The sequence below is a fragment of the Photobacterium indicum genome, assembly GCF_003026215.1.
Lineage (GTDB): Bacteria > Pseudomonadota > Gammaproteobacteria > Enterobacterales > Vibrionaceae > Photobacterium > Photobacterium indicum.
Genome location: NZ_PYOC01000014.1, coordinates 89223 through 112883 on the forward strand (window position 1 = coordinate 89223; position 23661 = coordinate 112883).

Below are 23661 nucleotides of genomic sequence, written 5' to 3' on the forward strand. Positions count from 1 at the left end.
AGGTTGAAAAAATAGTGAAGATCGCTAATTCTTATATTTGGAGTCACCAAAACTCCATCATTACGAAACTGTAGTGAAACAATATAAATAAGGTTGAGGACGAACTATGAAGAGACAAAAGCGGGATCGATTAGAACGTGCGCAGGCTCGCGGGTATCAAGCTGGCTTAAATGGCCGTTCTAATGAAATGTGTCCGTACCAAGGTGTGGACGCCCGTACTAATTGGCTTGGTGGTTGGCGAGACGCAAGAGAGGAATTGCAAACAGGTCTCTATAAATAATATCCCTCCCTCATAGAAAGAACCCTTATTTAGCCCCATAGGAGAAGGGGCTTTTTATTGCCTGTAATTTACTAGTCTTTACTGTATATGACTTTAAAATCAAAGGGGTAAATTAGGCGCTTGTTAGTTACGGGGTATTAAATAACAGACAGAAAAAAGGCCGCATAATAGCAGCCTTTTTGTACTTGTAAGTGAACCCAAAGGGGGCGACTTAGAAGTTTGTAGTGTCAGAGAATAGACCTACTTTTAAATCTTTAGCAACGTAGATTTCTTTACCGTCTACCAATACACGGCCGTCAGCAACGCCCATGATAAGCTTACGGTTAATAACACGCTTAAGCTGAATGTCGTACGTTACTTTCTTTGCTGTTGGTAGAATTTGACCTGTGAATTTAACTTCACCTACACCAAGAGCACGACCTTTACCTTCGCCACCTTGCCAGCCAAGGAAGAAGCCAACTAGCTGCCACATTGCATCTAAGCCAAGACAACCAGGCATTACAGGGTCACCTTTAAAGTGACAATCGAAAAACCATAGGTCAGGGTTAATGTCTAATTCCGCATGAATGAAGCCTTTACCGTGCTCGCCACCTTCGCTTGAAATTTCAATCACGCGATCGATCATCAGCATATTGTCAGAAGGTAAAGAAGGGAAAGCTGGACCATAAAGTTCACCTTTACCACATGCTACTAATTCATCGTATTCAAAAGATTGTTGGCGTTTCATCAGATTCTTACTGCTCCAAGAAAGTATGAGAGCAATTTAGCGTACACGTGTACGCTAAACAACTCGGATCAGTGCTGGCCAAACCAGTTGCGGATAATAGATAACCAACTGACATCATTAGGCTCTTCACCATGATGGAAGGCATCTATTCGCATTGCAATTCTCGCAAGAATTGTATCACTGTCGTTTTCTTCGCCTCTTAGTGCTTTTCCCATAATTAGCGGAACAGCCTCGTCGACGTTTTCAACAGCCCAAATATGAAATTGTCCTGATTTTATTGCTTCGAGGACATCTTCATTTAAGCATAAATGACTTAAGTTTGTTTTCGGTAATATGACACCTTGAGTGCCTGTTAGGCCACGGTGAACACAAACCTTATAGAAACCTTCAATCTTCTCGTTAATGCCGCCTACTGCTTGTACACGACCGAATTGGTCTACTGCACCTGTAATGGCAATTTGTTGATTGATTGGCTGCATCGCTAATGCTGAAACAAGTGTACATAGCTCAGCTAACGATGCACTGTCTCCATCGACTTCGCAGTATGACTGTTCGAATACAATAGAGGCAGAGAAGGGTAATGCTTGATCTAAGTTTAGCGCGGCACTCACAAAAGCCTGCATTATCATCATGCCTTTAGCGTGAATATTACCACCAAGGTCTGCTTTACGCTCAACATCAGAGATATCACCATCACCAAAGTGTACAACACAAGAGATACGTGCGGGTTCTCCGTAAGAGACAGGGTGACCTTGTACATCGATAACGGTTAAAGCATTCACTTGGCCAATTTGTTCGCCTTTACAATCAATAACCACTTGACCGTGATGAATATCTTCAATAGCACGTTCAGGTAAGTATGATTCGCGGAAATGACGTGCTTTTAACGAAGACTTTAAATTTTCAGCAGTAATCGTGTGCCCGTCAGCTTCAATAGCCGCTTCAGAAATTAACCCTTGGTGCCAAATAGGACAAAGCGGAACACGCGTTTGATCTTCAGCATGGCGAGCGCCCGTTGCTAATAACACATTAATCGCGTCAGCATCGGCAAGGTCAGGTAAACCTGCTTTGTTAATAATGGCTTTTACGTAAGCAAGATAGGAAGGAAGACTTTGCTCTGAAATAAGTAAGTCTTGCTCAAATTCACTGTACATTGAAAAACCGGATGTGAAATCGGGTTCACCGTTATCAAATTCACCCATTAAATACCGATCGCCCATTACGACAAGCTTCAGATTCAGCTTTTCAGGCACCGGCAGTGGGTAAAGAGTTTTATGAGAGGCAGCTTGCCATTCCAGCTCACCATTCATTAAGACGCTTTTTAATCGAGGCCACAATGCAGGATTACTTAAAATACTTGTAACAGAAAGCACAAGGTAGCCATTGTTCGCTTGATGAACAAGGCCATGCTTAACTTGAGCTTTCGAAATTTTCCCATCTTCAGAAGGGGGATAAACCGCACCAAAAAGGCTTAGCTCAGTCACATTTTCGCCAGCAATAATAACCGTTGATTCTGCATTCTGATTTTTGTTATTGATTTGCTCCTCAGAATCAACCTGCTGTGATTTTTTTTTCTTGTTCTCTACGTCATATTTAGCGAGTAGCTCAATCACGTAATCGCGATAGACTTTGTTGTCAGGCGCAGTAATACGAAGAACGCGAGGTTGCAGTTCAATTGCGGTGAAGCGGCGAACGGCGTCACTAAGACGGTCTTGCAAAGTACCTACAGGGGCAGGCTGAAGATTCTCATAATCTTCCATGATTGTTTGGTACTTCGAGTAATCTGGGATCATTGTACGCCAGGATTCTTCATGCATAGACTTGTGCTTTCTTTCGTTACTGTGAAAAGGACAGCAGTATAAAGGAATCAATGCCCTCATAATAGTTAGATATGCAGGATATTGAGTTTGTGAGAAAACAAACAGTTAATATCGTGATGTAATTGAGCTTTTATCTAGAATCAGTTACGCTGTCACTGTTTGTTTTGGACTTTTGAGAATTATCCCCTTTTATGAAATATCAGCAACTTGAAAACCTCGAAGCCGGTTGGAAATGGACTTACTTGGTCAAAAAATGGAAAGAAGGAGAGGCAATCACCTGTCATATCGATTCGAGTGAAGCCGAAGCTGCTATTCAATCTTTACTTACCATTGAACACGAACCGACAAAAGTGATTGAGTGGATTGATAAGCATATGTCTCCTGAGCTTGAAAATAAGCTGAAACAAGCTATTCGAGCAAAACGCAAGCGTCATTTCAATGCGGAGCAGGTACATACGCGTAAGAAATCGATCGATCTTGACTATCGTGTATGGGAAAAGTTAGCAGAGAAGTCACAAGAACTGGGCTCTACGTTATCAGATACGATTGAATACTTGTTGAGTGAGAGCAATCGCACAGAGACAGTCACTAAGACGGTTTCAGACATCCGTAAAGATTTATCAGATCTATTAGATTGAGAGTGATCTATTTGTAGTGAATATTAGATTCGTTACAGTAAAATTTTCAAACTGATATAGGCTTATAATAAAACGTACAAAAAGGAATCATTGAATGGAATATGTCATCATACTTGCCGTTGCCGTCATTTTTCTTGTTTTTAAAGACCGTCCTGTAATGACGATGAAGTTCAAAGACGGTGAACTGACGCATTCAAAAGGGGATATTCCCCATGGTTTTTTGGTCGGCTGTAAAGAGATAGCGCATAAGCAGCCGTTCTCTGGTCAAATTAAAGTCTACAAAAATCGCTTTACAACAAAGATCACCTTTTCAAAGACTGTGCCAAGTAAGGTAAAGCAACGTATACACAATGTGTTCCCGCATACTGGTACGAATAAGAAACAAGGTCGACGCGCCTAATCTTTACCTTTTTAAAATGTAGTTATCTGATAACGGCTTCTAATGAGGCCGTTTTTGTATCCGCTTAATATGGAAATGCTTATCTTATGATTCAACCTCATGCCCTTCGATTAACTCAAGGGGACGATTTAAAAGCCTCTGTTTTAGCCTATGTGAAGGCGAATAGCATTAAAGCAGGCTCACTTTTATCTTGTGCGGGATGTTTAACGACAGCGCGTATACGCCTTGCTGATGAGTCTAAATCATTGACGCTTGATGGACCTTTAGAAATTCTAACACTTTCTGGCACATTAACGGCTGATCATGTTCACCTTCATATTTCTGTTGCAGATAAAGAAGGCAGGGTATTTGGTGGTCATTTAATGGATGGGAATCTAGTGTCTTACACTGCTGAGATTTGTTTATTGAGTTTTACTGAGCAACACTTTTCTCGTGAATACGATGCAGCAACGGGTTTTGATGAGCTGGTGGTTGATAATAATACCAAATTCATCTAAAAGTGGGTTTCTATGCTTTGATTAAACCTATTTATACAAAGTAGAAACCCAAAATAGTAATACCATTCTGGATAAGTAAATGGTCAGATACTTGTCTAGATGGTATAGCAACCGTGTTTAATATAAAAAGAAAAATGGGTTAGTTGATTGCGCCGAAAAGCGCTCGCTGGCTTTCAATATAGTTGGTTAATTTCTCTTTTAATTGTTTCAATTCATCTTCTGCTTTTATCCGTAATTCCATTTCAGCTTCAAGCTGCTTACCAAGATCAACGGCAAGGTAACCGCCTTGTATAAGCGCTTTTGTTGTAACGTTACTTTTAGTTAATTTTTTTAAATCTTCGATCATATAATAATGCTGATCTAGATCTCGAATCGTAATAGCCATTAATACTCCTTGTTAAGGGAGCATTTTACCTTATTATTATGTCTATTACCTAGAATGATTGCATTTCCTTCGGCGGGAATAATAGGTCATACTGATTTTTGATTGCATTATTTAAGGTGAATGTGTTTTAAAATCTCTATATAGATACCAATAATGAATGTTTAGGTTAAATTTTACGAGGTCATCAATGCTTTTTTCCTTATATTGTAACGATCTGCTTGATAATTAAAGCCACATCACTACACTCTGATAGCTTATAAATATAATGATTATTATTAATAGCCGAAAGCGGTAGGATTGTCTTTTGAATGTAAATGGAAATGCGCTAAGAGAACGGCTTTTAGCTAAACGTAGTGAAGAGTCAGTGCCTGGTATACGCGGCATATGTATGATTAACCATGGTAGTAGTATTACGATTAGTATAAAAACCCCGCTAGGACGCTTGTTTCAATGCGAAACGACATTCATTGGATCTAATGGTACCGATTATTTTATTTTGGCTTTACCAGAAGTCAGCCCACATGATTTAGGTGATTATTTTTGTGAAGGGTACTGGGTATCGATTAAGGCAATTTCCGACCGTGGCGAAGGGGCGATAGTCAGATTCAAAACTCAAATGGATAATATTATTCAAAAACCCGAGCGAATGATCACGCTCAGAATTCCACAAATTATAGGGTTAACACAGCTTCGTAGCGAGGCGCGTTATGAAGTGAAATTACAAGGTCATGTCTCAATTTCCAATCGCCTTTTGCTGGTGGAATTTAAAGATTTGTCATCAAAAGGGTGCTGCTTCGTTTACGGTTCGAATGGTCCTTCATTTGATACCGATAATAAAATAACCATTGTTGTGAAACACCCAGTAACAGGACAAAATTACCGCCTTACCGGTGTAGTGCGTAGTGCGCAAAAAATGAGTGGATTAAATAATTGTGGTGTTCTATTTGATAACGACGGGCAAGATATAACGAAACAGTTATTAGCACAGCTAATTTTTGATGGCTCTCGGTTGTCATTTAAAGCTTAATGATTGTTGTATTAACGATTTCAATCAAAGAGAGTCATTCAACACTGGCACTATAGATTACGCGGTCACGCTGATTACCCTAATGCACTATAACTTTATTTTAATAAGAAATTTAAACAGCTTCGTTATATATCACCACAGATTTATCTATAACTCGGGGAAAAAGAAGGGGTTTGTTACAGCGCGTGACGCTGTAACAATTGATTTATGAGCCACTTGTACCAATAAGAACACTATTCAGATTAATTAGTGATCCATTTTTTGCGACAAAAACGCCTCTCTGATCTGAAATCAAAAAAGCATCGCTCTTATTCACATTCTTTATAAAGAAACTACGGACTGTAAAACTTTGATGTTTCTCTGCACCGTCTTGTTCCGTTGCATATAAATAGTAATGTGAGCCAAAGCGTAGGAAAAAACCAAAAAACTGCTTCGATATAACGATAGCGTCTTTAGTGTCTTTGCCTATAAACTGCATTTTCATACGCCCGCGATTATAAGTAATCTTTAGTGTTTCTTTTCCATAGCCATCATACTGACTAGAAAAGCGGTATGAATTCTTAGTTAATAAGGCTGATGCTGAACCAAACAAAACAATGAACAATAGGGCAAGTACAACTCCCGTTATTATTTTTCCAACTAACTTACTCATTGTTGCAATCACCTTGATCTATCTTTGCTGTAAAATCTACAATACTCATATCATTGAAACCGATAATTTGAAAAGATGAGCAAAGGCCACCAAGTGGATACACTATCAATTCTGACATATCGCTGGGAATACTATTAACAGATAACGATATGCGCTCTGGAATATCTACGCCATCGTATAAAGTACTTATCCCATTCACGCTGGTATGCTCGACAAACAAAAAATACTTACTGAAAACAACTAACGTGAGTAGAAAAAAAACAACGGAAACAAAATGGTTTTTAACAAAAATAAGAGTCGTTGATTTTACGTTTATCTTTTCATGCTCTGTAAAGTGGGCTGTTTGTTCAATGTTCAATGGTAATACTGTTTCAGGTAAAGGGCCGATACCATTTGAGGATAATTTTAGTGTATGTAATTGCGCATCATTTTCTTGCAGGCGTATTGAGTAACCTTTTTTAGGTTCGGTAACGATAATATTATCTTCACCGATTACCGCAAAAGCATTGCGTATATTTTTAATCGCAACAGTTAAAGAGCTATGTGTAACGACTTTTCCTGGCCAACAACACTCAAGTAAATGCTCTCTACAAATCGTAACACCATGATTCGAAGATAATAACGCAACAATAAGTACTTCAGACTTTGATAATTTAATCGATTGTTGATCGGTTGTACGAGTAACAGTTTGAGTCAAAGTATCAATATTATAATTGCCGATTGTAGAATATGTGGCCAAAGGTTGCTCATTGAACATTGTTTTTAACTCATAGACAGGTACAAAAAAACAGGTTTGAATGAACAAACCTGAAAGCAGTGTGATTTTATCTTATTGGTATTAGAACAATCAATACAGCGTTATAAGTTCATTTTGAATCCTAGGTGCATTATCTTTACAGTCGCTAAACCAGATTTTACAGCTTCAAGGTTCATGGCCATCTCTTTTGCTGCTTTCTCATCTTTCGCTAATACCGCAATAGAATAAATAGGTCTTAACTTTTCACTGTTGGCAGAATTTTTATCTTCTACTTTTTGAACATTCAGATAGGAAGATGTCACTTTACCACTGGTATTCCAGTCAACAACTTGCTGTAAATCTTTACCTAAAATTTGGTCAACAACATAGGGAGAATGTGCATCTGTCCATTCTAGTTCAATCGCATAGTTTTCTTGAACCAGTTCTGTATTTAGCCACTTGTTCCCAAGATCTCTAGCATCGACAATTGTGACTAAGTCTTTTTTAGAAAAGGGAAGTTGGCTAATTATACTCTTTACCGACTCTTCATTATCAGCTTCAATAACGAAACGAATCATAGGGAACTCTTTATCACCGACAACACTTTTACGAACAAATACATCGTGAATAATACCGGCATCTATTAGCTGAGAAAAAGCACTTTTTTGCGCAGTCATCGTCTCAAATATCTGCTGAGGATCTTCTGTTTTCCACTCGGTACTCACACCGTAGGCTGCACTATTGGCAGACATAGCGTTAACTAGTAATAAAGGGGCTGCAATTAATCTTATTATCGTTTTAGCTTTCATCGTATATCCTTCTTTAACATTATGATTCAGCAATCGTGAGATGTTTAATTACGAATGACTTCATACAAGGCGGGATAATTCTTCACACCATCAAGTTCTAGTGCTGGAATTACTTTTTGCATGTTTGAAATAGCACGTTGAAAATCTTCTGTAGATTCCCATTTAGCAATATTGATCAAGAAGAAAGTACTATTAGGCTGTAATGACTTATGCAGTTGAGTTGAAACATACCCAGGTTGAGTCTGAAGAAAATCACGGGCTTTCTCCCAATGCTCAATGGTTGCCTCTTCATGCACCGCTGGTACTTCAAAAGGGTTAATTAAAGTAATATCTTGGGCTAGAACAGATGAAGAGCAGAGTAGTGATAGGCTTAATAATTGTATTTTCATTTATTTCTTCCTTATCGGCTCGTTTATTTAATTAGAGGATGAGCCAAGAAGAAATCTACCAGAGTCAGCGTTTATAAGAAGCCTTGAATCATTTAATTCATGTGAATTAAGAATAATAAAATGAGAAGGCAATACTAAGATCACCTTTTCAACAGTTTCTAATATCAGAACGTGTAACGCATACCAACTTGGTAATTCATCTCTCTTATATTAAGCTCTTGACCAAATGTATTCGCGCCTAATGCTCGGTGAGCAAAGTTTGCCTCTAGACCTATATTTTTCGTAATACGAATAGTATTTGCTAATCGTAATTCATACATTTTTTCGTCATAATCGGCCATTCTGATTGCTGGTTCAATTTGCCAAGCATCTAGAACATTGAATTTAGCACCGAGTTCTACTGTAAGTGCATTGTCTTTTGCTCCAACATAGCCATTCATGCTTGAGATACTAATATCAGCTTGATGCACAAATTTATTGACGTCGAATTGAACATCAATTTCATCAACACCGACAAGACCATATAATGAAAAATTGTCGTTGAAAGGATGAAAATAGCCTAATCCAGCAGTCGTCTGTGTTATCGACAAGCTGTCTTTAGATGTAGAGTCATGACGAACTTCAGCAAAGAAATTATTATAAAAATTCCAACTACCACGCAAGTAATACCCAGTCGTGTAGTCGTAACTTTTACCTAAGGCTGTAGGAATATATTCATCAAAAGATGATAACTGGAACCCGCCAGATATGAAATCATAATCAGAATTCGCACTCGTGTTGAAAGAGGCTGCTGTAAGAATAACAGCAAGTAGTGGTGTGTATTTTTTAACATTTAATACAAGCATGGTTCAACTCCTAATTATTAGGCTGCGAACCATAAATTAAAGTGTTTATTTACGATACATCACGAAGCATTAATTCATATTAAAGAGTAGCTAAAAATATTAAATTCGCCTATAAACAATTACTTGCACTATTGTGGTTCATATTGTTTAAACGAAATGAACCAGCATTAGGTGACGCCGTCACTGTTTATCATGAGGATATAAGAAAATAAAGGGGGATTAAATGTATACAGATTGTTGGTAAAAAAGGGCAATCATTAGTGTGAATTGCCCTTCATCTGTTCTTACTTATCTTCAGAAGTGTAGCTTGAATATGAACAGTAATAGCAGCCATTAGATTGTGGATATATTTCTTTCGCGGCATTTAATGCAGTACTGCATGCTGTGTGGTAACCAAGGGGATCACAGTTTTTTACACCAGGGCTGTGAGTACATGTTGCTGTGTGAACTTCATGATCGCCATTATCTTGCGCTTTCTTATCAACATAAAACAAACTCATAATCACCTCTGACAATTAATGTTCAATCGGATTCTTGAATAACCACATTACTCCTATCCAATTATAGGTGATAGTTAAGAATACAAATAGTTAGATGAGCGTCACTAGTTGTTCTGTACCTATACCCAAGGGAAGTGATTCAACTCACGCTAAGGATTCCCATCAAACCCCAAGGGTTACGGTGTCACTTTCTTGGGCGGTATTTCGTGCTTTAATTTGTTATATTGCAATCATTCATCGATATTGTTTGGCAGCACAATTATATTTCGAATACAGTGTTTTTAACGCTTTTTTCTGCTTTCGGTATTCTTTTTTCTGCTTTTTATTGCCCATTGAATATTTTTTATCTATATCTTTCATTTTTGTTACTAGCCCTGAGCACGGTAGGTTTTTGTACTGCTTAATATATTGATCTACAGTTTTAGCATTTAAAGGAAAACAAAAGAATAAGGCTGCGAGTAAAATCCATTTCATAATAATCTATCTTTTTTGCGAATATAATTAGCGTATCAAACATTCATGAATTAATAGACGAAGGCGTAGAATAAATAGGGAGACAGCATGTATTTAAGAGTAGACAAATAGTCATTACATTTTAATTTGAATAGAAATCTCACACCATCAGCCTGCTGAAGCGTAGGCAAGAAGCATCAAAGACGATCATTGATAATTGTCAGCATGCGTGCGTAATTGGAAAAACGTGGGAAAATGGAGTGATTCGTTGGTAATAATGGAAAGTATACGAGTAAGCCTGTTTACCGCTAACACATCAGTGCTATTGTGCTTATGTTCTGCAAATTGGCTAAAATCACGATGTACTAACACACCTACAGGAATGTATGGTTTGATTTTTTGGTTGTCACCAAACTCGAATGTTTTACCAAGTTCAGCCATTAAGCCAAGTTGGTATGTTGTCGTTTCAGTTTTAAATGTCGTTTCACCATCACCTGAAGGTAGATTCTTATTACCATTTGAATACGCAAAGCGTAAAGATGTTCCAACATATTCATTGATATCAGTAGCTACTGATAAATTAAAACCTTTGTTATCTGTATTGCCATAATCCATTGCGGTGTAACCGATAGAAGAACGAATATTCATCTCATCGAAACTAAATGATTCATTAGCTATAGCAGAAGTTGATACCGAGGAAATAATAGCAATTGCAGCGATATAGTTTTTCATTAATAAAACCTTTTTATTTTCTTTGGTTGTTAGTGGTAATCATAGGTCTATTTTTCAATGGCTTATGTTTACCTCTTTAATTTAATACGGCGTACAATATCAGAAAGCAACCATATTAAAATGTCGATTGGTTAATTAAATTAGTTTCACATCTAATTTCACAATTAATAAATTAAGCGTTGAAAATAAATATAAAAAACAAAAAGTGAGCATTTCAGAATGTAATAAAGTGAAACATACCTTATCTATCCTTATCATTATTTACGAGACTCATTATTTATTGGTGGCAATATTTCACTTGTATATTTTTAATGGTTACTCCAATAAAAATCATAAAAAAAAGACGAATATAGAAAGTTAGTTGGAATTGCATTCAATTAATGGGGTTCAACTGTTTTCGAACAGTAAAAGCGCATGAATCGGTATTGAGTGAGTTTAAAAAGAGGTTAGCTGATCATGAGGTTGGAATGGGGAATGGATGGACATAACCAGCAAAATGAGTAAAAACTTATTGAATATCTTGGTGTTGGGTGTAACGTAAGTTGAGTTGCTTACTGTATTTAAAGGAGCGTTGCATGATTGATACTCTGATCTCGGCAATTGAAAATAGACAAGAAATCAAATTCACATACAGTGGTTCTCCCCGTATTGCTCAACCAGCAGCTGTTGGTGAATCTTCAAAGGGAAGTTTAGTTCTTAGATGTTATCAAACACAAGGTGAGCATGTTACTCCAGGACATGAATGGGATTTGTGTAGCATTTCAGATATAGAAGAACTTGAGATTACAACAGATACCTTTTTAGTCGACCCACCTGATTACAAACGTGGTGATAGCCACCTTAGGCGAATCTACGCTCAACTATAATGTTAATAATATACCAAGCCCGCAATAGCGGGCTTTGTTTTAAATAAAGGGTAGGGAAGTTACCAAGATATTTTCTTTTCTATTACCTGCCTAATCTATATATCATTGGCCCTCAGAACATATTAAGTAAATGGTGCTTTGACGTTAGTTCAACATGATACTTCTAAACGGGTCTAACACCCTCGGTGCGAAGTATGGCGTCTTATGTTAAAGCAAAAAACAAACTATAAAACAATCAATTAGAATCATTTCTTTGCGATAAGAAGGATTTGATGCGAAATACACATGAACTTACAGAAAACTATATTTTTCGATTTTACAGATGCGGATTAAGCATAGAAAATACCGCTAAACTTTGTTTTAAGAGTGTGAGAACTGTCACGCTGTGGGATAAGGGGAAACCAATACCGCCAGAGTGCAAACGGTTAATGCGGATGTATTCTGGACTTGAACTTGACCCATTAAGTGATGATTGGAGAGGATGGAATATTAGAAAAGGTCTGCTTATTACGCCAAATAAATGGTCATTAACACCAGACCGGATTATTACTGGAAATGCCTTGATTGAAATTGGAGCCGAGCGAGATAGAAAGAATCTCAGTCAAATTATCAAAGTTGCTAGACTAATCTCTCGATGAAAATGATAGCAGGGCTTCGGCTCTGCTTACTGCATCAAATATTACTACACACAAAGGCAAACCCTAACCCCAAGAGAACGCGATTCCAGATATTCGCATGAACCACAAACTGGACACCTCTGAATCCTAACCATTGGAGACCCCCATTTAACAAAGAACTAATCTCACTGTCTAACAGCCTAAGTTAACGAAACAAGACATAGTCTGATATTTTTTACATTCGTAAACTCCCAGGAACTAACGTTGTCATTGAGTGGCTTTTGCCCCTTTCTTTGTTAACGTAAATACTCAGTAGCAGATCGCACCAGTCGGTTTGCAATACTTTTTCGGCTCTTCTCCGGTTAGGCTGTCTATCCGTGATGCTCAAAAACTTCCAAAGCGGGCATTACGTAACAAATCCCCTGTCAGTGACTGGATGGATACCCTCTCATAGGTCTCCTTCCGAACCATACAGTTCGGTCTGATGAATCCCAACGCAAACCTAATGAACATTAGTTAGGGTCACAAATGTTTGTATTAAACAATGAGTAAAATTCATTACTCGACAATAAGTTATTGCCATAGAAGTCTTCTTGAACGTCAGCAAGTTTGCTCTCAATCTTTTGCGTGAATATTATGTGCTACTATTTCCATGGTCTCTTGCTTTATTGGCACAGCTCTCTCAGAGGTGTGCTGAATATATTTCGGGAATAGGTACAAGGGGAAGGAAGTGGTATGAAAAAGGTGCCATTGTTGCTTAGGATTTCAGTATGTTTGATCGGACTTTTAGCCTTTGATTTAAGTTTAGCTCGTGATGCAGGTGTAGGGAGGCCTGAAAAAACCTATGATCGAGAAGCTGACGTAACATTTGTGAATAGGATTGGCCGAAATCATTGCTACTCTTTCAATAAAATTTATCCATTGTTCTCCGACTCGACCAAATCTATGACATATTCTCGTGAAATATGCCGACTAGAGGTGGACAAGCCCAAGCCTGGATGGCTCTCTATAAATGCAAAGAAAGGATACGGTCCTGCACACAAAGATGCAGAATTCACCCGACTAGACAGTGAAACAACTTTTACCGCTCCTCTCGATCAACTTAATCCCCAAATCTCGTTGGGATTGTGGTCTGGCTTTTTTACATTGGAATGTCTTTCAGATAATTGCATAAATATTAATGGTTGGGGTGATACGGCAACTGGACCAAATTTGTCTCAGACAAAAAGAATAAAATTTGATGATTTAAAAAAAAGTTCTTTAGACGTATCACTTGCCATGAGGTATCGAGATACTGTCAAAGTAATTCGTGCGCTCTCTCGACTCATTTCACCAGATCACAGCGATCAACTTGTTTGCGAAAAACTCAAGTGTAGAAATTGAAATCAACGCTACTAGACTAAGGGTTGATCTATGGCTGTAATCATAGGAGTCAAATATGTACTCTAAACAGATTCTAAGGCTATTTGTTTCTTTTTCTGTTCTATTTTCTCTTTATCCTTCAATGTCCAAAGCACAGGGTGCCGAAGAAATAATCCGGAGGGATCTATTCATTGAGCACTACCTTGAAGCTGTACGTGAAGATCCTAGACTTATGGTTGGAAACCTTGCTTATATTACTGCCGTCAACAACCAAGGTAATCCCTTAAATGAGAATGAGTACAATAAAATAATAAATAGCTGGCAATTGGAAGATAGCATCGCTTATTACAAAAAGTATATACCCCAAATAGGGATCGGTGTGCAAGTGGGGCCTTCTACTGGCATCTTCTCAGGCGGTATTTCGTTGGAATATAACCTAACACCTCTCTTGGTAGATATGGTTAGAATGACACTCGGCGGCCTGACACGCGATGAATTAGAAGCGCGAATGAGAGACCTAACTACATGGAATTCTGATAGTATTCGAAGTATTGGTAGGCTGATCTATGAGAGTCATCATAATCCCCACGGAGAACTAGCAAAATTCTATCCTTTGTACCAAATTTCCAAAGTGAGTGCACCCCAACTTCCTTCACCTAAGGGGTCCCCTAAAGATTATTATGATCGCGCTAGTCCATTATTCAAAGCATGGATTTCAGCCAAAATGATGGGTATGAACTCAAACCAGAAGCAGAACACTCTGTCCAATTGGAATACATTCACATCATTCCTGAAGAACAATTCAACTCCGGTTTTACCAAACGCTAAGCTGAATGATCTTGCTGAACAAGTCGCCAATAAACTCGCAGAAAGGCTACGCTATAGTTCCGATATTTTAGCTGTTCAACATGAAATAATTGACTCGGTTCTTCAAGGTGTACCTTTAGACCAAGATATATTAAACGTTCTAAAAAAAACGCTGTTAAAAAAAGGACTCCTGGAAAAGATATTCGTACAAAATCGAATACTTCGGGATAAGAAAGTCAACGAACTCAGAGAACAACTACGTTATGCACAAACATTGCTTAATTCGACAAGCCGAATTGCCAAGGCAATTGGCAGCGTTGAAGACCAACGTGCTATCGCTTTTGTTAGTGGAATTGTGGAATTCTCATTTCAGGCCAGTATAGCTTATACAGCCACAACCAAGGCAACTGCCCTTGCATCAGGGCTGGCATCAGTCGCGGCTTTAGCTTCTTTAGCATCGATGTTCAACAACCAAACTCCAGATTCTTCAGCAAAAGCAATTAATGCTATTTTAAGTAATCAACAATTAATAGTTGAACAACTTGCGAGAATTGAAAAGCATTTGGTGCATCTTCGTCTGGCGGTCCGTGAAATGGAGAGGGTGATGAAGCGCCATGCTGATAGAACTGAGTTCAAACTTGATGAGTTACTTATACACATTGAAGAAGCAAGAGCAGCAACGTTTTTCGCTAGGGATTCTCTGCTAAGCTCCTTAGCGACAATATCAAGTACTTCACTTTGGTCCTCTGCGGCAAACTTAAGGAAGATGGCACAGGACGTAGAAGTCCAGAAGGCCCTTGTGAAAAATGACTACACAACAAAACAGGAGATTCGTAAGTACATTACCGATATTGAAACATTTATGTCATACATTGTAACTCTGCCCCCTTACATACTAAATTTATCCCTTGATGATGCAGCCAGTCAGAGGCTTATTCAAAATGGGCCGTGGTCAAATATTAGTAGCGCATCTAAGTTTATTGTCACATCCGCCGACCGCTACCCATTTCATTCAAAGCAATTCATGTCTAGCTTGACTGAAGTAGATAAACCTCTTCTTATAGCAGGTCTCGCTGCGGTTAACAAACTTCGAAACCGCGTTTCAGACCCAACATTTGAAGCACAAGCTTTCCTCAAAGGCACGACCCTGCTGACTGATGCGGTAGTCAGATTCGATCAGAATTCTATTCCCCCGGTCGACACGGAAACTCATTGCAATTTAATTAACAACAAAATCGATAGGTTGGAAAGCTTGGTTCAGTCACTGCTTGTCCTAGACTATTCATTACGTGAAGACGGCAAATATGCATTGAACAAATGGGAAGCCTTTTTTGAACAAGCATACTTGTTGTCCTTCCAACATACTGATTACTTCCTAAATGACTTTTGGCTTAATAAATATTTTCTTAATAGTGACACTTGGGATTTACCACAAACGTATAATTGCTTGAAAGAAAGAGATCAATGTGAGGATCTCGAAACACATGCGCCAGCTCATAATCTGAGCTATGAAGCTTTCTTAGTGCACTTAGGCATAGCAGAACCGCAGTATATATTCGTTAACAAGGGATCGACTAAGCTCAGTCTCACTTTTCAGGGAAAAATTAATCCTAGCTATGCTTGTTTCGATGTGGTTAAAATCCTCAATTGGACACGCTCCACCATTGCTAGATACCCATCAAAGGTAGTGCAATCTCCGGATGGTGTAATTGCAGATTATCGTAGTGTATGCGGTCATTTTGTACCAGACTTTAAAGATACAAAGGAAGCTCATGAAATTTACAGTTCAGGAATTGACAAAAGAACTGAGTTTGTATGGAACAACCAATTCAGAGATATAATTCAAGACATCTTCGAGGAAAATGGAACAGTCATTCTCAAAAGGGAGGATGTGGTGCCGATTAATTCAACTAATGTCAAAGTAATTTACGAAATTTTGTTTGCTGAACAAGACCGAATACGCACCAACCTTAAGAGGAGTTTCGTAACAGACACTTATGCTCGTCGTAGAATGATGGAAGCACTACAATTTTTTGGTAGACATGCTGTTACATTTGGTACTGCTTATTCTCTAATGCTCCCAAACTGCCAAGATTCTCTCTGGGGGTCACATCTAAAGCACTTATTGAAACAAGAGACTGATGGTGTTGTTACCATCTATGAGGAGATCAAGCGTTTGATTGAACTTGAACGATATGCCGATGTTGATCGTCTTATTCGCCGTGCAGCCAATCTTGAATTGAAATTGGATCCTCAACAGTGCTTTTTTGTGCCGACAACGATCTCAAGAGCATCCGAACTGTTAAAGTTAATTGACGTCTATGCAAAGCGCTCTTCAGTTTGCCGTTGAGACTATTTTTTTCTGGAAGACTTATTACAATAAATTATCCGAAAGCAAAAAGTGGAGTTAATTTTATTAACAAGAAATTGTCCAGAAGCTTGATATAACGCTGATAGTAAGAATGGCGATTATGATTAGATTATCGCCATTTTGCATCTCACGCGCTGGAGACTTTCTCCCCGTATTACTAGACGGGGTAGTGTCAATTTTTCTGCTTTGAGCATTTCGTTATTTTTGCAGCTATATAGTTTGGTACGTCAATTTTGCTTCCATTTTCACTAAAGTGACAATCAAATGCATAAGCTATTTTTTCCAAAGGAGCTTCATTATAACCAAGGCTTTGAACCTGAGTTATGTACCGCTGAAGAAAAGAGTTAGCACCTAAATGCAGCCATTGAGCAACATGGACAAGTTCATGAAAATGCAGTCTTATATTTTCTTCCTCTTGAGGGATAATATAGTAAGTATTTTTGTATGTTATTCCGTAAACGTCTAGATCGAGAAAATCACTTAAGCCAGCATTACGTACTTCCGGAAAATCAGGCTTCGGAATTGTATCTACAACTACAAAATATGCACTTTTTAGGAACTCAGTAGAATAGAAACCTTGGAAAATATCAGAGAACTTAATGCAACTTTGACGTTTGTGTAAAAATTGCTTGTTTGTTGTATCTATCCATTGTTCAATTTTATCAATCATACTAAAATCTCCTAATAATAACGTATAAAATAGCTTATAAACCAAACCAAGGCTTAACATATGGGCTTGCCCAAACGCCAAAAACAAAAAGCAACAAGCCAGCCCCTATGCTAATTAAGAACGAATAAATACGTTCCTTTGTTTTACCTTTGCTTACTGTATGATCTAATTGAGAAATTAGAGCTTCAACTTTTGGCTTTTCAATTTCAGCTAATTTTGAATATCGGTCTAATTCATTTTTAAGTTTCTCGACAGACTCAATCTTCAAATTAAGTTTATATTCCAGTCTTTGTACTAATCGAGAAGTATCTTGAAGAGAATCGTATGCACGATCAATCTTCCTTCCGAAAGACTCTTCGTTTTCTGTCAAGTCTTCAAGTAAATATTCGAATTCTTTAGCAACTTGAGGCGTAAACATTTTAATAAGTGTCCGGCTCGAATATTTTGAAACAAGTTTAATTTTTTCTTTGATTGTATAATCCATGTTTATTCTCTGAATATGATTAATCGCCTTGATTATTTATAACTAAAAAATTACCACTGGTCATCCATCATACCGTCTCGTAAATAATATTTCTCCCCATCGACTATGCTTTTGATTATTGCTTTTATATTTACGGGTAAATCTGTTTCAATTAATTCCATTGCTTTTTCTTTTAACAACTTCATATCTATAACATCTGAAAAATGTTTATCTTTTATTTCAACATATGGTCCATTTGATGAGTCACTACCTGAATTTCCGATGATTTCAGCAATTCTAATAATACCATTTTCAGTGTCAATAATTTCTGACATTAATTTTTTTGTGCGTTCTGGTGAAGAACGCTGTAGCTCATAAAATATATGTGATTCAAGGTGATTAGAATTGAATGTTTTTTTATTTAAAGCTTCTATTGCTGAGTTCTGAAATAACAACTCTAATTCAATCAACTGTTCTTTGGTGACCCATTGATTCTCGGCTTCTTGTTTTCTTACTTTGCGAAGTAAGTCTGCACTAATAGCTGAATTTTGGTATCTAGACAAAATCCTCTTAATTAACTCATCTTTTTTATTGTTATCTGTAATGACTTTATTTGTTAACCATACCATTTTTCGAAATGGATCATTGGTCATGAATCCAATATTCTCTTCAAGAGAGGCTTTTAATTGGTTTGAGCTTAGATTAGCATCATATATATTAGTCAAAATATCAAAGCTATTCTCTTTACATTCGCTTGAGTAATGAGTCATCATTTCAAAAAAACGTTCATTTGAATCATTAGCAAAAACATCAATTAAGAAATCTTTTCTATTTACATTACCTTTAATAAAGTCAATTATTTCTTTGTCTGATATATAATTTGTTGGTGTAGTGTAATGCAATGCTACATACAACCGCTGAAGAGCTGAAACTCGACCTGCTGCATCATCATTAGAGGCGCCATAATGTGAAAAATCGCCAGAATCAATTAATGGAAAAATATCTCCCAATAGACCATTGATTAAATTAACCTCGCTTTTACTGAAACCTTTTAATGACTCTTTTCTATCGTCAGCAAGTGAACTCACTATCTCTTTAGGCTTACCCATCAACAATCCATCGTTGTTAAATCTACAACCTATATATGCTTCAGGTGTCTTCTTTATATGTTCATAAGTTTCACTAGCTTTGGTTGCAATTATAGATAGTGCGAAAAGATCTGCAAAACAAACTTCGCCTTCAACCTGTTCATAAACAAACCTTAAGTGGTTGAAGAATCGTTTTAAATCCCTTGGGTTTTTAATTATATATTTAAAGTGATTATGATAAAGCCAGCTAAGTCTTTCTTGGTCACTTTCAAAGTGACCAGTTAGGTTTTTATCGCTTAACCTTTCGAACTCAAGGTTAGCCAATTCATTCATACTTCGGTCTGAAATAAGAGGTAAGGGAACTCGTAACTGAATGACTTTATTAATATATTCAGTTGAGTTCTCGATGTTATTCTTATTTAGAACAGAGGAAAGATACTTTGCATCAAATGCCAGTAAAAAAGACGTCCCTGAAAAATCAGCAACAGCTTTAACCAAACGTAATACCTGAAATGTTTCAGATGGAGTTAATCTGTCGATATCATCAATAATCACAATGATTGGTTTTTTTATTTTTTTTATCGCTGATATAACTTTATTTTTTTTACCGAGTAAGTCTAACTTTTTTAATTCTGCTATCTTTTTCGTGGCTTTCCCAAATTTAGAAAAAACCTTTTCAATAATCGAAGCCCATGGTTCTGCACCTGGAATCAATTTAGCAGCACTAAATAGACTTGAATATGCAATTAGTTCTTTTGCCGCTTTTAGGGCATCTTCAGAATTATCTCTTATATTCAGTTGTGAAGAAAATTGGAGTAAAAAATCTTGAATCAAGGATTCTGGTTTACCTGCTAGCCAAGGATTATATTCAATGATAATTGGACTTTGTTCTTTATTTTTAAGAGAGGTCTTAACAAGATTAATAACCGACGTTTTACCATATCCCCATTCACCTTCTAAAGATACTGTTAAACAATCATCTTCTGAATCAAGCAATAAAATACTAGATAAATGATTTGAAAAATTAGTCCTATTAAGTAAATCAGGTTCTTCTTGTCCGCCATCAATCGGTTGATCATTATGATATTTACCCACTGACTACTCCCATAATTACATTGATGTACTATTTTCTGCGAATGTATCCACTCACAAGGACGCTTAATGGCTATCATTCTAGCTTGTTATGTAAAGGTTGTTATACAGCATGTGCATGTAAATTAATCGGTAATATCAATGCATATGACATTGATCAAGTTATCAATTCATATTCGTTATGATTTTAAGGTTAATCACGCAAAATCATAGCTTTAGTAGTCTAGCTAAGAGCAAGAGCGGCTTAGCAGTATGAAGGGCGGTTATGTGGATTTTTGAATTAGTCGCGGTTTCGACCAGCGAGTTATGCCGGAAAATTGGAGTATGGAGAGTGGTCTTATATGGCTGCGCCATGAGGCAGTCAACCACTCAATATTTAGCGATAGTTTTATATTACCGTGACCTTGATTAACACGGACATTTGAGAGCTTACTGACTTGTCAGTAGTTGTTCTGAATAAACCCCCAATCCACGGTATATCTTTCAATAGCGGTACGCCGGATTCTGATTGCCTCGATTCATCTGACACCAAACCACCCAAGATAATGGACTGACCATCAAGCACTTGCACAACCGTATTGATTTCCCGATTGTTGGTAATAATATCGGTAGCGATATCACTATCAGACACGCTCGATGATGTTTGGTTGATCGTGAGGACCACCGAATCATTCACAATGTGCGGGATAACAATCAAACCTAGCCCGACATTTTGACGCTCAATTTTTTGTACTAATGAGCCATTGTTCGAGGTTTCAGTGGAGACTAAGAAGTGCACGTTCTGACCGACGTTGATAGATCCTTTTTCTCTATCCATCACCAACAGATACGGTTTTGATAAGAGCTTAGTATTCTGGTTTTGCGTAATGGCCGTCACCAAGGCACTTACATCACCTTTGTCATAAATGATATTGCCACCCTTAAAAGTTTCCTTAATCGACGCCACCGGATTAGAGATCAAACGAAATCCCGCACCTTCTAACAACACATCCAAACTCACGCCAATAGATTCACTGTCACCAAGACGGGTATCCATCACTACCGCATCAATCAACACCTGTTTACGCCTGACATCAATACGCTTAATCAGATTATCAATTTGCGTTAGTTGAGAAGGTGACCCCGTAACAATCATCGTGTTGATATTAGGTAAGGGAATGACTGAATAGGCGGTTTGCAGCTATTCCAACCTTAGTGACTTTGCGATTGCGGTTATTGCAGGACGTAAAACCAAGCAAGGGTTTGAGATTGCGTATTACCCGAAACGAGAAGCTACCGAAGAAGATTTTGACCGTTTCTGCTCAATTGCATGGGGTGTCGGTGATGGTAAACATGCCAAACCGATAAAGGTGATTTGTGACGAAGTTGCCGAGCATAGCCACACTACGGGTAAAGCAACTGGCTATCATGGCAAGTTATTGAGGCTAGGGCGGAAATACAATATTCACACCATCAACATGTTTCAACGTGGGCAAGAAGTATCAAAGACGATCATTGATAACTGTCAGTATGCGTGTGTGATGATGCCAAAAGCCGATGATAGTGCGCATTACATCCAACGTAAAACAGGGATTCCCGCTAGTGAAGTTATTCCCCTAGCGAAACTTGAATACATATTACAAGATGGGAAACAGTGGAAGAAAGGAGTGATTCATTGGTAATTCTTTAATTTATAAATGTAGGTATATGCTGCATGAATGTTTTCATTTAAACCGCTGTTATTATACGATATTATGTCTAAATTAATTTTCACCGTAACGGAACAAAAGGTAAAAATTTTGAAAATAATTATATTATTAATGACTCTATTTTCTGTGAGTTGCTGGGCATATGATGGGACACCGAAAGAACAAGTTAACAGCTTTTTTAATGATTATTCAAAAGGTGATTATGAAAGAGCTACAACTGAGTTATTCGAGAAAAAGAAAATGAGTAGCTCCCAAAAACAGATGTTGATTACTATGCAGCAACAATTATCTGCCGCATCTAATGCTTTCGGGGAATATATTGGTAACGAAAATATATATTATGATGAGCTATCGCCATCTTTAATTAGAGTTGTTGAAATTGCGAAATATGAACATCATGTCTTGGTATGGGAATTTTATTTTTATAAACCTAAAGATGAATGGATAAATTCTGAGGTTACGTTTAAAGATAGTTTTACTATCCTAGATTCTAAAAAATAAGTAAGCATGATGTACTCGTTGGCAATAAAAAGGTTTATTTACTAACTCAATGCAAGTTGCGAGACATCTCCACACTTTTAAAACTTAGGTTAAACCACCTAAATTTTCGTGTTACTAATACTCTTAGGCGTTAATTGAGGGTACGGAATGTATGGCATTAAAATTGAGTTTGAACCTTGTCCCGAGTGTGGGCAAGACGAAGACTTTTTTGTTGATGAGGATCGGGAAATCGTTACATGTATTTGTGGTGTGATTGTTGTTGAGCCTGTTCTGCATTAATTTTTGTGCGTTAAACCTAATTCTTTAAAGCCCGTAAACCTATAGGTTCGCGGGCTTTTTTATGTTTGCCTTAAAACCAAATCACCTGTTTTCCTATTGGCTCTTAAGCATGTTTATACAGAGAGCTAATAAACATGAATGCAAAAACTAAAGGGTATGCAGTCACAGCAGGCACAGCAGTGATTGCACTGCTTGTCGCGGGTGGCGTTGTCTGGGTATCAAATAATGTTGATGCTGTTGAAGACCAAATCAGTTAAGGGGCAAGCATGGAACTGTTAAGCACAAACTTAGCACCTCGCCTCTATTGAAGGTGTAGGTTGGGGTAACCTTATTGTATGCATTTTTTTACACATACGCTCAGATGGCAAAAAATATCGAGTATGCTTAAATGACTGAAATACGCCTAAAAAAGGCATCTGAATTATGTTAAAACGACTAATATTATTATCACTTCTATCAACATCACTATTAGGCTGCGATAGTAATGACGATGTTAAAGAATTAGATTCAGTGCTTATCAAGGAGAATGAATACTTTTCAACGCAATTCAATGTAGACGGCAATCAACAAGTTAACGTCAAAGTTAGTTTATTGGATAATGTCCCTTCAGAAGCGTTTATCATTACAGAAGAAGAGTACAATAACTGGGAAGATGAAACACAGACAAATGACTTTGCGAATGCAACGTTAGTTTCACTTGTTACGTTTTCACCAATCCCATCAAGTCAAACAGAGTCTGGTTGGATGAAGTTGGATTCTGGTGACTACCGTATACTTATAGAGAACACAGCCTTTGGTTCTGTAAGCCCACCATCAAGCAACATTTCAAACTCAACTAATGTCATGTATTCCATACTCTACAAATAAGTTATCTAGCTAAGAACAAAAGCGGCTTGGCAGTGTGAAGGGCGGTTAATGCGGATTGCTGAGTTCGTAGCGGTTTCAACCAGCGAGCTATGCCGAAAAA

28 protein-coding genes and 1 pseudogene are annotated in these 23661 nt (G+C 37.6%); 14 read left to right on the forward strand and 15 right to left on the reverse strand.

All coding sequences use genetic code 11. The annotated features are described in order from the left end of the window. Window positions 1-106: 106 nt before the first annotated feature. Window positions 107-280: a ribosome modulation factor gene (gene rmf / locus C9J47_RS23575; protein ID WP_107255687.1), complete on the forward strand. Its 174-nt coding sequence runs from the start codon at window positions 107-109 to the stop codon at window positions 278-280. A 211-nt stretch (window positions 281-491) separates the two neighbouring features. Here the strand turns inward: rmf and fabA are convergent, their stop codons facing one another. Further along, a complete protein-coding gene (fabA, locus tag C9J47_RS23580) occupies window positions 492-1007 on the reverse strand; it encodes a bifunctional 3-hydroxydecanoyl-ACP dehydratase/trans-2-decenoyl-ACP isomerase (RefSeq protein WP_006231956.1) in 516 nt (171 codons plus the stop codon). A gap of 68 nt (window positions 1008-1075) precedes the next feature. Beyond that, on the reverse strand, window positions 1076-2824 hold the full coding sequence (locus C9J47_RS23585; protein ID WP_107255688.1) for an AAA family ATPase: 1749 nt from the start codon (window positions 2822-2824) through the stop codon (window positions 1076-1078). A 194-nt stretch (window positions 2825-3018) separates the two neighbouring features. Between C9J47_RS23585 and matP the strand changes: the two genes are divergently transcribed. From matP to C9J47_RS23600, 3 genes are all read left to right on the forward strand, one after another. Continuing rightward, window positions 3019-3465 (forward strand): macrodomain Ter protein MatP, encoded by a 447-nt coding sequence (matP, locus tag C9J47_RS23590; protein ID WP_107242911.1) that lies wholly within the window; start codon window positions 3019-3021, stop codon window positions 3463-3465. Window positions 3466-3559: 94 nt separating this feature from the next. Next, complete coding sequence (locus tag C9J47_RS23595; RefSeq protein WP_011218491.1) at window positions 3560-3865, forward strand: DUF3634 family protein; 306 nt, start codon at window positions 3560-3562, stop codon at window positions 3863-3865. 86 nt (window positions 3866-3951) lie between these two features. Then, the gene (locus tag C9J47_RS23600) at window positions 3952-4362 is read left to right on the forward strand and encodes a PPC domain-containing DNA-binding protein (RefSeq protein ID WP_107255689.1); all 411 of its coding nucleotides are present in this window, start codon (window positions 3952-3954) and stop codon (window positions 4360-4362) included. A 139-nt stretch (window positions 4363-4501) separates the two neighbouring features. Here C9J47_RS23600 and C9J47_RS23605 read toward each other — a convergent pair whose 3' ends face one another. Next, window positions 4502-4747, reverse strand: coding sequence for a hypothetical protein (locus C9J47_RS23605; RefSeq protein ID WP_107255690.1), 246 nt, complete (start codon window positions 4745-4747; stop codon window positions 4502-4504). 304 nt (window positions 4748-5051) lie between these two features. Here C9J47_RS23605 and C9J47_RS23610 point away from each other — a divergent pair, with 304 nt between their 5' ends. Continuing rightward, entirely contained in the window at window positions 5052-5774 is a 723-nt protein-coding gene (locus C9J47_RS23610) for a PilZ domain-containing protein (RefSeq protein ID WP_107255691.1), read from the forward strand. Between the two features lie 205 nt (window positions 5775-5979). Here the strand turns inward: C9J47_RS23610 and C9J47_RS23615 are convergent, their stop codons facing one another. The 8 genes from C9J47_RS23615 to C9J47_RS23655 form a co-directional block, all read right to left on the reverse strand. Next, complete coding sequence (locus tag C9J47_RS23615; RefSeq protein ID WP_107255692.1) at window positions 5980-6426, reverse strand: hypothetical protein; 447 nt, start codon at window positions 6424-6426, stop codon at window positions 5980-5982. Continuing rightward, complete coding sequence (locus C9J47_RS23620; RefSeq protein WP_107255693.1) at window positions 6419-7183, reverse strand: winged helix-turn-helix domain-containing protein; 765 nt, start codon at window positions 7181-7183, stop codon at window positions 6419-6421. Before C9J47_RS23620 ends, C9J47_RS23615 begins: the two co-directional genes overlap by 8 nt. A 101-nt stretch (window positions 7184-7284) precedes the next feature. Next, a complete protein-coding gene (locus tag C9J47_RS23625) occupies window positions 7285-7971 on the reverse strand; it encodes a hypothetical protein (RefSeq protein WP_107255694.1) in 687 nt (228 codons plus the stop codon). Window positions 7972-8015: 44 nt separating this feature from the next. Further along, complete coding sequence (locus tag C9J47_RS23630; protein ID WP_107255695.1) at window positions 8016-8360, reverse strand: antibiotic biosynthesis monooxygenase family protein; 345 nt, start codon at window positions 8358-8360, stop codon at window positions 8016-8018. 164 nt (window positions 8361-8524) lie between these two features. After that, window positions 8525-9205, reverse strand: a complete 681-nt coding sequence (locus tag C9J47_RS23635; RefSeq protein ID WP_107255696.1) for an outer membrane beta-barrel protein — start codon at window positions 9203-9205, stop codon at window positions 8525-8527. A 284-nt stretch (window positions 9206-9489) separates the two neighbouring features. Further along, window positions 9490-9705: a hypothetical protein gene (locus C9J47_RS23640; RefSeq protein ID WP_006231944.1), complete on the reverse strand. Its 216-nt coding sequence runs from the start codon at window positions 9703-9705 to the stop codon at window positions 9490-9492. 234 nt (window positions 9706-9939) lie between these two features. Continuing rightward, window positions 9940-10179 (reverse strand): hypothetical protein, encoded by a 240-nt coding sequence (locus C9J47_RS23645; protein WP_107255697.1) that lies wholly within the window; start codon window positions 10177-10179, stop codon window positions 9940-9942. A gap of 186 nt (window positions 10180-10365) precedes the next feature. After that, window positions 10366-10890 (reverse strand): outer membrane beta-barrel protein, encoded by a 525-nt coding sequence (locus tag C9J47_RS23655; protein WP_107255698.1) that lies wholly within the window; start codon window positions 10888-10890, stop codon window positions 10366-10368. 575 nt (window positions 10891-11465) lie between these two features. On the opposite strand from C9J47_RS23655, the gene C9J47_RS23660 reads away from it, so the two are divergent. The 4 genes from C9J47_RS23660 to C9J47_RS23675 all read left to right on the forward strand — a co-directional run bounded on the left by C9J47_RS23660 (window position 11466) and on the right by C9J47_RS23675 (window position 16892). Continuing rightward, window positions 11466-11756 carry a hypothetical protein gene (locus tag C9J47_RS23660; RefSeq protein WP_107255699.1) on the forward strand — a complete coding sequence of 97 codons (291 nt, stop codon included), beginning with the start codon at window positions 11466-11468 and terminating at the stop codon, window positions 11754-11756. A gap of 272 nt (window positions 11757-12028) precedes the next feature. Next, a complete protein-coding gene (locus C9J47_RS23665) occupies window positions 12029-12394 on the forward strand; it encodes a DUF3653 domain-containing protein (protein ID WP_107255700.1) in 366 nt (121 codons plus the stop codon). A 714-nt stretch (window positions 12395-13108) separates the two neighbouring features. Further along, window positions 13109-13756 (forward strand): hypothetical protein, encoded by a 648-nt coding sequence (locus C9J47_RS23670; RefSeq protein WP_107255701.1) that lies wholly within the window; start codon window positions 13109-13111, stop codon window positions 13754-13756. A gap of 55 nt (window positions 13757-13811) precedes the next feature. Continuing rightward, window positions 13812-16892 (forward strand): hypothetical protein, encoded by a 3081-nt coding sequence (locus tag C9J47_RS23675; RefSeq protein ID WP_107255702.1) that lies wholly within the window; start codon window positions 13812-13814, stop codon window positions 16890-16892. Window positions 16893-17085: 193 nt separating this feature from the next. Here C9J47_RS23675 and C9J47_RS23680 read toward each other — a convergent pair whose 3' ends face one another. From C9J47_RS23680 to C9J47_RS23695, 4 genes are all read right to left on the reverse strand, one after another. Further along, complete coding sequence (locus C9J47_RS23680) at window positions 17086-17583, reverse strand: hypothetical protein (RefSeq protein WP_107255703.1); 498 nt, start codon at window positions 17581-17583, stop codon at window positions 17086-17088. A gap of 34 nt (window positions 17584-17617) precedes the next feature. Beyond that, complete coding sequence (locus C9J47_RS23685; RefSeq protein ID WP_107255704.1) at window positions 17618-18067, reverse strand: hypothetical protein; 450 nt, start codon at window positions 18065-18067, stop codon at window positions 17618-17620. A gap of 50 nt (window positions 18068-18117) precedes the next feature. Continuing rightward, window positions 18118-20229, reverse strand: coding sequence for a KAP family P-loop NTPase fold protein (locus C9J47_RS23690; protein ID WP_107255705.1), 2112 nt, complete (start codon window positions 20227-20229; stop codon window positions 18118-18120). 385 nt (window positions 20230-20614) lie between these two features. Beyond that, entirely contained in the window at window positions 20615-21406 is a 792-nt protein-coding gene (locus tag C9J47_RS23695) for a type II secretion system protein GspD (protein ID WP_342749881.1), read from the reverse strand. Here C9J47_RS23695 and C9J47_RS23700 point away from each other — a divergent pair. The 5 genes and pseudogenes from C9J47_RS23700 to C9J47_RS23710 form a co-directional block, all read left to right on the forward strand. Next, window positions 21399-21887 (forward strand): annotated as a pseudogene (locus C9J47_RS23700) (ATP-binding protein); the annotation flags it as partial. The gene C9J47_RS23695 and the pseudogene C9J47_RS23700 overlap by 8 nt on opposite strands. A gap of 36 nt (window positions 21888-21923) precedes the next feature. Next, on the forward strand, window positions 21924-22415 hold the full coding sequence (locus tag C9J47_RS23705) for a hypothetical protein (RefSeq protein WP_107255707.1): 492 nt from the start codon (window positions 21924-21926) through the stop codon (window positions 22413-22415). A 147-nt stretch (window positions 22416-22562) separates the two neighbouring features. Then, a complete protein-coding gene (locus C9J47_RS27485) occupies window positions 22563-22694 on the forward strand; it encodes a hypothetical protein (protein ID WP_281259016.1) in 132 nt (43 codons plus the stop codon). A gap of 134 nt (window positions 22695-22828) precedes the next feature. Next, a complete protein-coding gene (locus C9J47_RS27490) occupies window positions 22829-22951 on the forward strand; it encodes a hypothetical protein (RefSeq protein WP_281259017.1) in 123 nt (40 codons plus the stop codon). Window positions 22952-23117: 166 nt separating this feature from the next. Then, window positions 23118-23561: a hypothetical protein gene (locus tag C9J47_RS23710; protein WP_107255708.1), complete on the forward strand. Its 444-nt coding sequence runs from the start codon at window positions 23118-23120 to the stop codon at window positions 23559-23561. The last annotated feature ends 100 nt before the right edge of the window (window positions 23562-23661 follow it).

Coding starts and splice junctions, on each gene's coding strand:
- C9J47_RS23630 (WP_107255695.1), bottom strand. CDS start 8,360: ATGAAAATACAATTATTAAGCCTATCACTACTCTGCTCTTCATCTGTT.
- C9J47_RS23710 (WP_107255708.1), top strand. CDS start 23,118: ATGTTAAAACGACTAATATTATTATCACTTCTATCAACATCACTATTA.
- C9J47_RS23670 (WP_107255701.1), top strand. CDS start 13,109: ATGAAAAAGGTGCCATTGTTGCTTAGGATTTCAGTATGTTTGATCGGA.
- C9J47_RS23705 (WP_107255707.1), top strand. CDS start 21,924: ATGTTTTCATTTAAACCGCTGTTATTATACGATATTATGTCTAAATTA.
- C9J47_RS23645 (WP_107255697.1), bottom strand. CDS start 10,179: ATGAAATGGATTTTACTCGCAGCCTTATTCTTTTGTTTTCCTTTAAAT.
- C9J47_RS23685 (WP_107255704.1), bottom strand. CDS start 18,067: ATGGATTATACAATCAAAGAAAAAATTAAACTTGTTTCAAAATATTCG.
- C9J47_RS23620 (WP_107255693.1), bottom strand. CDS start 7,183: ATGTTCAATGAGCAACCTTTGGCCACATATTCTACAATCGGCAATTAT.
- rmf (WP_107255687.1), top strand. CDS start 107: ATGAAGAGACAAAAGCGGGATCGATTAGAACGTGCGCAGGCTCGCGGG.
- C9J47_RS23675 (WP_107255702.1), top strand. CDS start 13,812: ATGTACTCTAAACAGATTCTAAGGCTATTTGTTTCTTTTTCTGTTCTA.
- C9J47_RS23655 (WP_107255698.1), bottom strand. CDS start 10,890: ATGAAAAACTATATCGCTGCAATTGCTATTATTTCCTCGGTATCAACT.
- C9J47_RS23585 (WP_107255688.1), bottom strand. CDS start 2,824: ATGCATGAAGAATCCTGGCGTACAATGATCCCAGATTACTCGAAGTAC.
- C9J47_RS23605 (WP_107255690.1), bottom strand. CDS start 4,747: ATGGCTATTACGATTCGAGATCTAGATCAGCATTATTATATGATCGAA.
- C9J47_RS23600 (WP_107255689.1), top strand. CDS start 3,952: ATGATTCAACCTCATGCCCTTCGATTAACTCAAGGGGACGATTTAAAA.
- C9J47_RS27490 (WP_281259017.1), top strand. CDS start 22,829: ATGAATGCAAAAACTAAAGGGTATGCAGTCACAGCAGGCACAGCAGTG.
- C9J47_RS23660 (WP_107255699.1), top strand. CDS start 11,466: ATGATTGATACTCTGATCTCGGCAATTGAAAATAGACAAGAAATCAAA.
- C9J47_RS23680 (WP_107255703.1), bottom strand. CDS start 17,583: ATGATTGATAAAATTGAACAATGGATAGATACAACAAACAAGCAATTT.
- fabA (WP_006231956.1), bottom strand. CDS start 1,007: ATGAAACGCCAACAATCTTTTGAATACGATGAATTAGTAGCATGTGGT.
- C9J47_RS23635 (WP_107255696.1), bottom strand. CDS start 9,205: ATGCTTGTATTAAATGTTAAAAAATACACACCACTACTTGCTGTTATT.
- matP (WP_107242911.1), top strand. CDS start 3,019: ATGAAATATCAGCAACTTGAAAACCTCGAAGCCGGTTGGAAATGGACT.
- C9J47_RS23640 (WP_006231944.1), bottom strand. CDS start 9,705: ATGAGTTTGTTTTATGTTGATAAGAAAGCGCAAGATAATGGCGATCAT.
- C9J47_RS23595 (WP_011218491.1), top strand. CDS start 3,560: ATGGAATATGTCATCATACTTGCCGTTGCCGTCATTTTTCTTGTTTTT.
- C9J47_RS23625 (WP_107255694.1), bottom strand. CDS start 7,971: ATGAAAGCTAAAACGATAATAAGATTAATTGCAGCCCCTTTATTACTA.
- C9J47_RS27485 (WP_281259016.1), top strand. CDS start 22,563: ATGTATGGCATTAAAATTGAGTTTGAACCTTGTCCCGAGTGTGGGCAA.
- C9J47_RS23615 (WP_107255692.1), bottom strand. CDS start 6,426: ATGAGTAAGTTAGTTGGAAAAATAATAACGGGAGTTGTACTTGCCCTA.
- C9J47_RS23665 (WP_107255700.1), top strand. CDS start 12,029: ATGCGAAATACACATGAACTTACAGAAAACTATATTTTTCGATTTTAC.